The sequence below is a fragment of the Arcicella sp. GW458-12-2-14-TSB2 genome (assembly GCF_059423785.1).
Window position 1 is genome coordinate 1 of record NZ_JBWKYN010000021.1, and the last position, 11,986, is coordinate 11,986.

At 34.7% G+C, this 11,986-nt stretch carries 8 protein-coding genes; 1 reads left to right on the plus strand and 7 read right to left on the minus strand.

From position 1 onward, the window contains the following. The 4 genes from AC07XN_RS04885 to AC07XN_RS04900 all read right to left on the minus strand — a co-directional run. Positions 1 to 829, minus strand: an 829-nt coding sequence (locus AC07XN_RS04885; RefSeq protein ID WP_494742224.1) for an HlyD family secretion protein, incomplete at its 3' end; no start/stop codon positions are given. Positions 830 to 907: 78 nt separating this feature from the next. After that, positions 908 to 3,097: a peptidase domain-containing ABC transporter gene (locus tag AC07XN_RS04890; RefSeq protein ID WP_494742225.1), complete on the minus strand. Its 2,190-nt coding sequence runs from the start codon at positions 3,095 to 3,097 to the stop codon at positions 908 to 910. Between the two features lie 35 nt (positions 3,098 to 3,132). Beyond that, positions 3,133 to 4,689: a cysteine peptidase family C39 domain-containing protein gene (locus AC07XN_RS04895; RefSeq protein WP_494742226.1), complete on the minus strand. Its 1,557-nt coding sequence runs from the start codon at positions 4,687 to 4,689 to the stop codon at positions 3,133 to 3,135. A 1,000-nt stretch (positions 4,690 to 5,689) separates the two neighbouring features. Beyond that, positions 5,690 to 5,911 (minus strand): hypothetical protein, encoded by a 222-nt coding sequence (locus AC07XN_RS04900; RefSeq protein WP_494742227.1) that lies wholly within the window; start codon positions 5,909 to 5,911, stop codon positions 5,690 to 5,692. A gap of 231 nt (positions 5,912 to 6,142) precedes the next feature. Here AC07XN_RS04900 and AC07XN_RS04905 point away from each other — a divergent pair, with 231 nt between their 5' ends. Further along, complete coding sequence (locus AC07XN_RS04905; protein WP_494742228.1) at positions 6,143 to 6,352, plus strand: helix-turn-helix transcriptional regulator; 210 nt, start codon at positions 6,143 to 6,145, stop codon at positions 6,350 to 6,352. 93 nt (positions 6,353 to 6,445) lie between these two features. Here the strand turns inward: AC07XN_RS04905 and AC07XN_RS04910 are convergent, their stop codons facing one another. From AC07XN_RS04910 to AC07XN_RS04920, 3 genes are all read right to left on the minus strand, one after another. Beyond that, entirely contained in the window at positions 6,446 to 10,399 is a 3,954-nt protein-coding gene (locus AC07XN_RS04910; RefSeq protein ID WP_494742229.1) for a S8 family serine peptidase, read from the minus strand. Positions 10,400 to 10,731: 332 nt separating this feature from the next. After that, positions 10,732 to 10,977, minus strand: a complete 246-nt coding sequence (locus AC07XN_RS04915; RefSeq protein ID WP_309921692.1) for a hypothetical protein — start codon at positions 10,975 to 10,977, stop codon at positions 10,732 to 10,734. Beyond that, complete coding sequence (locus tag AC07XN_RS04920; RefSeq protein WP_309921688.1) at positions 10,952 to 11,554, minus strand: RNA polymerase sigma factor; 603 nt, start codon at positions 11,552 to 11,554, stop codon at positions 10,952 to 10,954. The genes AC07XN_RS04915 and AC07XN_RS04920 overlap by 26 nt, the downstream gene beginning before the upstream one ends. Positions 11,555 to 11,986 lie beyond the last annotated feature (432 nt).

The window sequence follows — 11,986 nt, forward strand, 5'->3', positions numbered from 1 at the left end:
CTGCCAATTGCTTTTGTCTTTCCGAAAGTGTTAAACTATTTTCTACTAATACTTTAGCATAGTTCTCATTGTCTTTCTTCTTTTGTAAAAAGGTATTTTCGAAGGCTAAAAACTCTAATTTCCCATATACTTTATCTTGATAAAGCTTTTTGTCCGCTACATATTTAATCTCTACATTGTGAAACTCTTCTTGGTTGATTTCAACTTGTCGCTGATTGATAACCACTAGCTTTTTATAATCTGTAATTTGTTGTATTAAGATATTCTTACGTTGCAAGTAAATCACATCTCCTAAAAGTCGTTCGGATTCTTGGTAATTTTTTAGCAGATTATTATACTCTATTTGTAAATCACCAAAGGTGAATGTGTTAGAAGGAAAAGCTACTTTTAAAGAAGTGTTTTGTAAATACGATTTTAATTGCTGCGAAAGTGTTTGAAGAATTGGTCGGTTTTCCAAACGAGTAGTATTTTCAATTTCGGCAATAAAATCTCCTTGTCTAACTAATTGATTGGGATTAACCAATAATTTTTGTAATCGCCCCGATACTTTGGGAATTACTTTCAATGGTGGAATTTCAGTAGTAATCATCACACTTCCTTTGATGACTTCAGGATACTTAATATACCACGAAGCAACGATGCCTAAAATCCCTAGAAAAGCAATTATTGTTAAACCATAACGAATAATTAGAGCTGGTCTTTTACTTAAAATCTCATTGACTTCTTCTGAACGTAGTTCCAATTTGGGTTTTGGCAAATCTACTTTTTTCAGTTGTGAGCCGTTCAAGTAGACTATTGGAGGCTCTATGTCTTTAATATTAATTTCCATATTAGGTAGCACAGGTTTTCAACCTGTCTTGGTCTTACTTAAAGATACACAGGTTGGAAACCTATGCTACTATACTCATTAATTCCCTAATTCTAACTGATTTTTCACTAAGTTGAAATATTCTCCTCGTTTGGTTGTTAGGCTCTCATGCGTACCAATTTCTGTTATTTCTCCATTATGAAGCACTACAATCTGGTCTGCATTTTTAACAGTACTTAATCGGTGTGCAACAACGATAACCGTTCTTCCATGAAAAAACTCATCAAGATTTTCTAAAATCTTCTTTTCATTATTAGCATCAAGTGCATTGGTAGCCTCATCAAAAAACAAGTATTCTGGGTCTTTATACACAGCTCTAGCAATCAATAAGCGTTGTTTTTGTCCTTGACTTATTCCATTTCCTTCCGAACCTATTTTTGTATTAAAGCCTAAAGGCAAGCTTTCAATAAAGCTTAAAATATTAGCTACTTCACAAGCATGATAAAGTTTTTCAAGATTTGGTTGTTCGTCGCCTAAAGCGATATTACGAGCAACAGTATCCGAAAAAATAAAACCATCTTGCATTACTACCCCACATTTCCCTCGCCAATCTCTTGCCCTAAAACTATCGAATGGTGCATTGCCGATTTTTATTTCTCCTTTTATGTCATAGAATTTTAATAATAATTTCAGTAGGGTCGTTTTACCACTGCCACTCATACCAACAATTGCCGTTATCTTTCCTTGGGGAATTTCTAAATTAATATTTTTCAAAACAGGTTCATTGCCTGCCCCTGGATAGGTAAAACTTATGTTTTTCAACATAACACTTGCCCCTTTATCTCCAGCATGTTTATACGATAACACTTCATTTTTTTCCTCATCCTGCAATTCATGTATTTCATTCAATCGTTCTAAACTAATTTTAGCACTTTGGGCTGATTGTACAAATTGGATTAGTGATTCTATAGGGGCATTCAGTTGTCCTATGATATATTGTATCGCCAACATTGTCCCCAAAGTTAGTTGCCCATCTACCACTGCTTTGGCTGAGAAAAAAGTGATTAAAATATTTTTTCCTTCATTCAAGAAAAAAGCCCCTGCCTGTTGATACTGATTAAGTGCCAAGCCTTTGGTTTGAAATTGAAATATTCTGGTTTGAATACGCTCCCATTCCCAACGTTTTAGATGTTCGGCATTAGCTAATTTAATTTCTTGCATTCCTTGAATCAACTGCACCAAAGATCCTTGATTTTTAGCAGCCACATCAAACATTTTAAAATCTAATTTGCGTCTTTCTTTCAAAAACAATACTACCCAAAATGCATAGAGAACAGACCCAATCATAAAGATTGAAAAAATGGGTAAACTATACAAAGCCAACACACATCCAAAAATCAAGAGATTGACCAAAGAAAAAAGTGTATTAAGCGCTTGCCCAGTCATAAACTGTTCGATACGACTATGGTCTCCAATCCGTTGCATGATGTCGCCAAACATCTTTGTATCAAAAAATGACATGGGCAACTTCATCAATTTTATCAGAAAATCAGAAAGAATTGAGAGATTGATACGGATACTGATATGCAATAATATCCAAGAGCGGATAAATTCGACGACTGTTCTACTGGCAAACAACATTAATTGTGCCGCCAACATCATATATATAAAGTTAAGATTACGGGTCTGAATACCAACATCAACGATAGATTGTGTAAGGAAAGGGAAAACCAATTGTAAACCACTCCCGACCAATAGACCAATGGCTAATTGAAATAATAGTTTTTTATATGACCAAACATATTTAAGGAGATAACTAAAATCTAAGCCTTGTTTTTTGTCGTCTTCTTGCTCATAGAAAGCAGGTGTTGGGTCTAATAATAAGGCTATGCCTACTGGTTGACCATCTTCTTTCGTAGTAGCCCAGTGCTCGCAAAAATCGGCTTTAGATATTGTCCTTAAACCTTTGGCGGGGTCTGCCAACAAAACAGCATTTTTGTGTACTTCTACCAAAACCACAAAATGCTGTTGTTGCCAGTGAATAATACAAGGAAACGGAACATCCTTGAGTAGTTTATCAATAGGGACTTTTACGGCGATGGTTCTAAAGCCTATACCCTCTGCTGCCTCTGCAATACCAAGTAATGAAACTCCTTCCCTACTAAACCCCGAAGCATCTCTCAGCTTTTGAATATTTAAGCTCAGTCCATAATGTTTAGCTATCATGCGTAAACAAGTAGGACCACAATCCATTTGGTCTAGTTGTTGGTAGAAGGGAAAATTGGGCATTTTTAATGTGTTTCTTTGTTATAATTTCGAAACTCTCAAACAATTACTTGTTCTGTAAGTACCTTGACATGATATTTCAAATCCTGAATAGTGTAAGGAGATACCAACTCTTTTCCATTTATAAAGAAAGTAGGTGTATGAGTTATTCGTGCATTACTACTCCACTCCAAAAAGTTATTCATTTGACTTTCAGAGTATTCCGAAATTTCTGTAGGATATTTTTCTACCCATTGTTCAAAATTAACCATCTTATACCAATCATTTAGAGCTTCTTGAGTTTGTGATTCATCTAAACTACAAATATGTTTTATTACTTCTAAACTTTCCCCCCTACCCGTGAAAATAAATTCAATCTTGAGATAATCTCCATAACTCGCCATTAGGTTTTCTAAAACTTCGTGTGCTTTGGCACAAGGTCCGCAGAAAGGATTGGAAACCATTGTTATCAATACATTAGCATTTCTATTTCCTTGAGTGATGGGACTGTAACCAACTGATACAACTCTTTGGGTTTCGAGGTGGCTTATAAAAATTTCACTGTTGTATTTGTAGGTCATTACAGAACGTTCCAAATTGGGAACGATACGTGCTTTTTCAAGTGAAGGCTTAATAAAAAACCAGACAGACATAGTAGCCAACATATTAATTATCAACAATATAACCGAAAAAAAATCAGGAATTTCAAGTGAATTATTGGTAATTAAAACTATAAATTCCAAAATCAAAATAGCCTGAATCACTAAACAAAGTGTACACCACTTCTTAACGATTTGCTTTTGATAATAGACTGAAAAAATGGTGTAAGGTAAGCTAATCGTTGAAATAATGGTAAGCGTATTTAATGATGAAAAATCTTTTATCAAGAAAATAATAATCGTAAAAATACTTGTTCCAACAAAATAGCAAAAGCCAATCTCCGCCCAACTAAAATGATTGAATAATTTTGAGCCAGAAGATTGCAAAACCATATCACAATTAGTCTGATTATTTAAATTACATAATTTTTTTATAGTGGGGCTTTTGATACCGTATTCACCCAACATAATGATGGTACTTATTGTAGTACCTAAGACCAGAATCAACCATAATAAAGCATTTTTCCAAGTTTCAGAAATAGCAAAACCACATAAAGCTACAAGCCCTAATGTGATAAATCCAATCCATTTTTCTATACTTCTAAAGGTTTCTTTTCTTGTAACTTTTTCATAATCTGGCTCTCCTGAACTTTCAGATTGTTCTAAAAGTAATGTTACACCTTGCCATTTTGAAGTAAAGAGTTCAATAGTTTCTGTAACAATTCCATTTTCAGAATCCCAGTAAGTAACTTTCTGATTTTCAAATTTTTGCAACAAAACAAAATAATCATCCCTTTCATCTTCTAAGTGTGCAATAGCGGGGTAGGTTATTTCTTTCAATTGTTGCGGAGAGATTTTGACTGCCAAATTATCAACCTTCCATTCAAATAAAATATCTGAAAGAGTAGATAGACTTGGATAGTCTGGATGAAATTTGAAAGCAGTTTTTATAGTATTTTCTGTAACCTTTAGTCCTAAATGTTTTATGACTGCTTCGACATTATTTTTATATTTCATAGAGGGAGTTGAGTTGATTTTTGAAATAATTACCATTATATCAGAGACTAGCTAAATTTAATTTATGCAAAACAAACCACGATACTACTAAAATACCAAGTATAATAATGAGTATATTCCATTTTAAACTATTAAAACTTGTCTCTCCATTTTTATTCATTTTTTCCCAATAAAAAGTGTTTTCAACAATTGCGTTTCCATTATCAAAATTGGTAGCACTTATATATTTTATGAGCGATATTTCTTGTCATTTGTCGTTTATATAACCAAATTTATCGTTCTTCTGTACGAGTGCTATACTTTCTTTAAAAGGGTACAATTGGTCAATTCTTTTTGTAGAAGAATTCCAAAACACTTTCCTTTTCGAATAATAGCTTTTCCTAATGTGTCGAATTATATTACTGAATCACATTCAAATGGTATTTTCCGTAGAGGTCTATTACACCTCATTTATCTAATTTTTTACCCATACAATATTTAATTTAGATAGAAATACTTTTTAAAACCAATTCTTGGCTGGACTACTTCAAACAATTACATCTAGAAAAGTATATAGATTGTTTTTAAAATCAAACTCTAATCCTCCCATAAAACGTAATCACCAGAATTTTCAATAACAAAATCATAAAATGGTATTAATTTTCATTTCTAATTATTAAGATTTCTTTGTACAAGAATAATATAACCTTCCGAAAAATCTGATGAAAAAAAATTGAACTAACTGTTTTAAAATCTCTTGATATCTTTCTGTAAACTTTATATTTATAGTTTTTAATTCTCAATCAATGTTCTTATTTACCTAAAAAGTTCAATTTTAATTATAGTATATTATTAATACTATCTTATTGTGTAATAAAGCATTAATCTTTATTTTCTTTCTTAATCTTAAGAGTTTTTTTTGTATTAACAAATTAGTATTAACTTTTTAAAAAGGTACATTCACATTAGGAATGTACCTTTAAAGTAGTCGTAATACAAGAATAACTATTCTTTGATAAGGTTACTTAGGATCATAGCATCCTTCACGTCCTCCCATTGCTGCCACATCACTGCATTTAGCACGAGTCCAGGCACAACCAGCACCAGGACAGCAGCATTGATGCCAAGGTCTTGCACCTAGATCATCTCCTCCATCTTCATCACCATCAGATCCGCCAATAATTGTTTTCATTTGTGCTTTTGATAAAAACTGGTCACTCAACTTTAAAAATGTATTTTTCATAAAAATAGAAACCAAAGTGATAAACCAATCACACAGTGTGATTGGGGCTTTGATTAAAACAAATTTGCCAAACTCCTTCCTACTCTCCAATCTGAAATCAGATAATTTTCATCTACTTTTAGATAATTAGAAAATTTTACAATTTTTACTTGTGAAATACGTTCATCTCTAAGATATTTGGTTTAGAATCAATAATTCATCATTTAATTCTACTTTAAAAAATTAATAGTTATGTCCAACCTAGGAAAAAACATTAGAAATCTACGTATGAAAAATCACCTTTCACAAGCAGCTTTAGCTGATTTAATTAACATTCCTTCTCAAAGTAAAATATCAGCTTGGGAGAGTGACCAAAGTCTTCCAAATATCGTTGAAGCAAAAAAACTTAGCCAAGTATTGGGCATTTCAATAGAAGATTTATTAAGTAATAATTTTCAATAGCTATTTATTCTTGATATTTCCTCAATAAAAAAATCCCAGTCGTAAGTAGTAAGCACTACAAACAACTGGGATTTTTTATGAAGCTTTAAGACCCTAGTTTCTATTGATTACAATAGGTACTACTTTCACAGATTTTTCTGAGTAAATTCTGATAAAGAATGTACCCGCATTTTGTTGAGATACATCAAACTCTGTTTTATAAATACCATCCGATTTTACCAATTCTTTCGCAGAAATAGTTACTCCTAATAGATTTATCATTTCGGCATAAACATATTTAGGATTTTGTGGCGTTGTATATTCTACTTTAAACGACTGGGGAGCAGGATTTGGATATATTTTGGCTGTTTCCTCTGTATTTACTTCAGCCTCAACCGCAGTTACTGTAAAGGTATATCCCTCAGAAAAAACTGAACAGCCATTGGTGTCAGTCACCTTAGCCATGTACACGCCTGATTTCGTTGGAGTAATGGTATTAGTAACAGCATCAGCAATAATGCTTCCACTAAGGTACCAAACGGGATTCGAACCAGAAGTAAGGCTTAATGCACCAGCTTCCAATTTTACTTGTGGAATAATAGGTGTTATAAGAGTGCCATTCACAGCCGCTGACGTGGCAGAACAAAAACCATTTTCAGTAACCTTTACACTATAAGCTCCTGATTTTATCACTGAATACGTCGCTGAGGTAGCTCCAGCAATTGACTGACCATTTAATAGCCATTGATAAGTATAATTAGTACCACTGCTTGCAGTTAATAACTTAGCGTCATCTTGACAAATACTAAATGCTGTGGATGGACTAACCGTTACTTTTGGCGCTGCTTGTGTAGTAATTGGCACTTCTACCCTAGTACTTGGACAACCATAAGATTTTACTTTCATGTCATACGTATAGTAATATCCCGTTTTGATGGTAGAGCTGTTGTATAATGAGCCTGTGATGCTTATTACATTAGGAATAGTAAAGGGGAAACCGATTAAATCAGCGCCAGATACAGTCGAATTAGCATTTAAGTTACTTCTATAAATAGATGCTCCGTTTGTACATTCTTGTGATAATACATACGTACCTGCTGTTGGAATCGCTAAATTTAGCGGTAACACAATTCCTTGGTCGGTCAAATCATCCACCAACTGATTACTTGAACGGGTTGAGTTGGCTGTTGTACGAGTAGGCGTAACATCAAAACTCACCGAAGAAATTGGTGTCGAGTCTGACTGTCGGTAAATTGTAAAAGTAATTTTACCTGCTGTACCAATATATACTCTTGCACTTTCAATCACCAAAGGGGTTTGTGTAACAATGATTGGTTCTGGGCCAAACGATTCATAATAACTTCCTCCGCCGTAAACATACTTATCTTTTGGTCCCACAGAACCCGCAATATCATTTACACCAACATATATTTTATCTGTATTGGCTGGTTTAGTAAATGAGCCCGAATTTCCTGTGAACAATAGGTTTCCGCCCGTTAGTGCATCATACCAAAGCAAAGTAGATGTTTCAGTACCTTTAACATTTAAAGTAGTCGCTCCTTCACAGACCGCCGCAATGGCCGTTGTTGGTGTTGCAGATGCCGTAACTTGGCGTACAAATGTTTTTGTATCATTCGTCACATCTTGATCATTAGCTAAGCCTAATTTTACGGCAAAAGTATAATTCCCCCCAACCTTAGCACTGAAAGTACCATCTAACAAAAGTGTTCCATCACTTAAAGTAGCTAATTGATTTTTATAAGTACCTGTCAATACAGCTATTACGCCTGTACCGTCTGATACATTTACAGTTACAGGAATATTTTGTAACGTAGCAGTACCATTATTCCTTAATGAAATGGATACTGAACCTGATGCAGAAGCACAAAAGTTACTCACTTCTGGTGTTATCAAATCTAGGACAGCCACATCTATGCTCGGGCGAACAAAATCTATTTTATAGTCTTGTGTGATACCTTTTGCATAAGTTCCACAACTACTAATACTGGCAGTACCAAGGTCTTCTCCTGTAACTACCCTCATGATAGTACTGTTTCCAATCGTTAAGCCAGATGGCACAGCAATCGTGGCTTTGAAAACACTCGCTCCTACAATATCACCAGAACTTGCAGCTAATTCTGTAGCTTCTTCAAATGTTCCGTTAGCATTCCAGTCAATATAAACACGTACTTTTTTAGTACTAGTACCCTTTAAACTAATTTCTAATGGTAAACTCTGAGAAGAAGATGCTTTATATCCTGTCGTTACATCTCCTAATTTGATACTTTCAATATTGTTCAATGAAGTAGTTGGTACTGAGGCACAATACTCTGTCCCTCCTATTCCACTCAATATCAAAGCATAGTCTTGTGTACTGTTTTTCAGCGTATTCTTATGATTGATAGTTATCGTATAGCTTTTACCCGGAACAGCATCAGCAATCAAAATCTGTTCAACGTTATCTCTGATGTTATCTCCTTTGGTAGCTAAAGCACTTGGTTGGTCGGGATTAAGAATAAAAGGCAAATAATTATTGGTGCCATCTGAAATCCTGATATCTAAATCGTTAATTAATTTAGGTGTACGATTATTCAAATTCGCAGCAGTTGCGCTCGTTGCTGTTCCTTCTGGGTCTGTCCAACAAATAGTAGCAGTTAAAGCCCCTTTGCCAGAAGCAATAACTTTTTGAGTGTATGAACCTCCATTCGCTAACGTTCTTTCAGAAATATCATACGATTTATCAGCATTCTGAATCACTTTCCCTGCTCTTTCCATGTTTAATAAACCCCAACCATAAATATAGTCTGGACCAACATTCCCTGCATCGTCGGCTGTATGCAATACCAAGCCTTTTAGTGTGGACGAACGCATCAATAAACCATCATTTTTTTGAGCATACAATTCTTGTAACAACAAGATACTTCCAGCAGCCTGTGGTGAAGCCATCGACGTTCCACTTAAAATAGTATAGCTAGTCGCAGAAGCATTTGAGCTTGAAAGTAAGTTAACGCCAACCGCTACAATATCTGGTTTTATTCTACCGTCGTCTGTAGGGCCCCAACTACTAAAAGATGAAATACTAATATCTGATGCCCTTAAAGGTGCTTTGCCACTCGTTCCATTTACAGCACCTACTGTCAAAATATTTTTGGCTGTGCTAGTTGTGGCTAAGATATCATAGCTATCATTTTTACTTCTTACAACCGAGCTTGTATCACTCGAAGAACCCAAGTAATAATATTCTCCTGCTGTAGGCCCTGTTTCACCCCTGTTATTCCCTGCTGATTTTACGATAAGGTAGTATGGTGCGTTATTAGCAACCTTATCCCACGACTGTGTGTTGGTGTCATAAAATCCAAACTTATAGTCTTCCGTTTGGCTAATGCTTGTATTACCATACCATGCCCAACGGCTTCTAGTATCATCATAACTCCAGCCTGCTAAAAATCCATAAGAGTGATTCGAAACTAATAAGTCTGCTGCTCCAGCAGTCATTTCAGAGACATCACTGGTAAAATCCCAAGCTTTTAAATTTGCGCCAAAAGCCATTCCTTTGGCAAGGGGTGATATGCCTTGGGCAATTAATGTTCCTGCTACGTGCGTAGAGTGTAAGTTCGTTCCTGTTACTTTATCTTGCTGAGTTACTCTTGATGTTAGTTCCTGATGCGTTGCCAATACTCCTCCGCCATCCCACACACCTAATTTATTTTTTACAGAAGCACTACTCCCATTCAATGACACTCCTAATGAACCTCCCGTATACAATTGATCAGTACGCGTAGTAGCAGCCGCTTGTGCATTACTCTCAGTAGCTACATATAGCGGATGTCCTGTTTCGTCTATTCCGTAAAGTTTAAAGAAACGATTGTTTTTTAGATTTCCATTGAGTTGCCATTTCTTTTCGGTAGCAACTTTAACAGCTTTTTGATAATTATTATCTTGTTGAGTAGAAAACTCAGCCGATAAACTTTGTAGCCTTTTTTGTTGAGAAGTATTATACAATTGTTTCTCTTGAGCAAAAGAAGCAAATCCCCCCAACAAGAGTGTCAGTGTAATCAGTCGTTTCATGCTATGTTTTTTGTTAATGGATAGGGAACGATTTATCGTGTAAGTAAAATGACCTTGAAAAACAACATTTTTAAAGTAAGGATTATGTGATGTTAGACAACCCCAATCTTCCAAGCGTTGCTTCGTTGATAAATTATATTTTTACTTATTCCTATAAACCTACGACTATCAAGCAATTAAGGGTTTATTGATGAAAAATTATAAAATTTGGAAAGTCAAAATACTCTTTTTTATTGTAACCCCAAAGGACTATAAAAACAAAGCTGTACCAAGAAGCCTCGGCAAGGAGGTTTCTTAGTACAGCTTCACAAAAAAAAGTCATCAATCCTAGGTTAAACAACTAAGGGTTGATGACTTTCTGTATGGTTTCTCGAATACGCAAGAATGTTGTCTATGCTTCTTTCGGAAGGTTGTTGGAAACTTTTATCTAAACCTGCTTTCACATCAAGCATATCTAAATAAAATTCTAGCATCTCATTATCATGGACAAGTCCGTCCTGAATCATAAGATTTTCCTCTTCCGTTGTTTCTTGATAGACGTAACGGATAACGTCATGCTGCGTAAAGGTTTGTATCATAGCTCGGAGAATGTTTACTCATCATTTTGCGTAGATTTATCAACGCATAACGCATTCTTCCTAGTGCCGTGTTAATGCTTACGCCTGTGGCGTCTGCAATTTCCTGAAAACTCATATCTTCGTAATGACGCATCACTAGCACTTCTCTTTGCGAGTCTGGAAGACGTTTAATCAGGTCTCTTAGATGAGCATGCGACTCATTACGAATTTGCAAATCTTCATAAGAATCTTCTGCAAAATCTAATGTATTAAACACACTGCTACCATCTTCGAATACGACATTTGGATAGCGTTTATCACGACGGAAATAGTCAATCGCCATATTGTGAGCAATTCTGAGCACCCATGGCAAAAATTTCCCTTCATCATTGTATTTTCCCGAACGAAGCACGTCAACAGCTTTAATGAAAGTATCTTGCATTAAATCTTCGGCTACGAAGGTGTCTTTAACAATTAAGTAAATCGTTGTGTAAACTTTGGATTTGTATCGGCGAACAAGAGTTTCAAATGCCTTTTCGTCACTGTTTTTTATATAGCGTGATACAAGCTCGCTGTCGTTAACATGGATTTTTTCCATTTTGATAAATCTATTTAGTTAACGTAAAGCTTTATATCATATTATATCTCCTATATTTTTATTTTAGCGAATTTTGTAAACTCTTTTTAGTAGTTATTCTGAAAGGTTGATTCAAAGATAATTGTTGTAATATTAATTCCAAAAAAAATGCTAAAGTTTTTAAGAGCATTAACAAATATTAACAACCTGTTTTTCGTTTAGCCATATTTCTTGCATTATGCCCTAAATATATACAAAATATATGCATTGTTTTCTGTTTTTTAGCAAAATTTTATTCTTTTTCTCAAAATCATGCAATCTACCCTGCTCTAGTATTTCTTAAATATTGTTAAAAAATCTTGCCAGATACGCTTCATCAAAATATAAAAAAATCCATCTCTTTCAGAAATAGGCTGTCCTGAACTATCCCTATTTTTTTTTGTGTAAATTGCA

Excerpts from the sequence above, each read along its gene's own strand:
- AC07XN_RS04890 (WP_494742225.1), bottom strand. The coding sequence starts at position 3,097 with ATGCCCAATTTTCCCTTCTACCAACAACTAGACCAAATGGATTGTGGT.
- AC07XN_RS04905 (WP_494742228.1), top strand. The coding sequence starts at position 6,143 with ATGTCCAACCTAGGAAAAAACATTAGAAATCTACGTATGAAAAATCAC.
- AC07XN_RS04915 (WP_309921692.1), bottom strand. The coding sequence starts at position 10,977 with ATGATACAAACCTTTACGCAGCATGACGTTATCCGTTACGTCTATCAA.
- AC07XN_RS04910 (WP_494742229.1), bottom strand. The coding sequence starts at position 10,399 with ATGAAACGACTGATTACACTGACACTCTTGTTGGGGGGATTTGCTTCT.
- AC07XN_RS04900 (WP_494742227.1), bottom strand. The coding sequence starts at position 5,911 with ATGAAAAATACATTTTTAAAGTTGAGTGACCAGTTTTTATCAAAAGCA.
- AC07XN_RS04895 (WP_494742226.1), bottom strand. The coding sequence starts at position 4,689 with ATGAAATATAAAAATAATGTCGAAGCAGTCATAAAACATTTAGGACTA.
- AC07XN_RS04920 (WP_309921688.1), bottom strand. The coding sequence starts at position 11,554 with ATGGAAAAAATCCATGTTAACGACAGCGAGCTTGTATCACGCTATATA.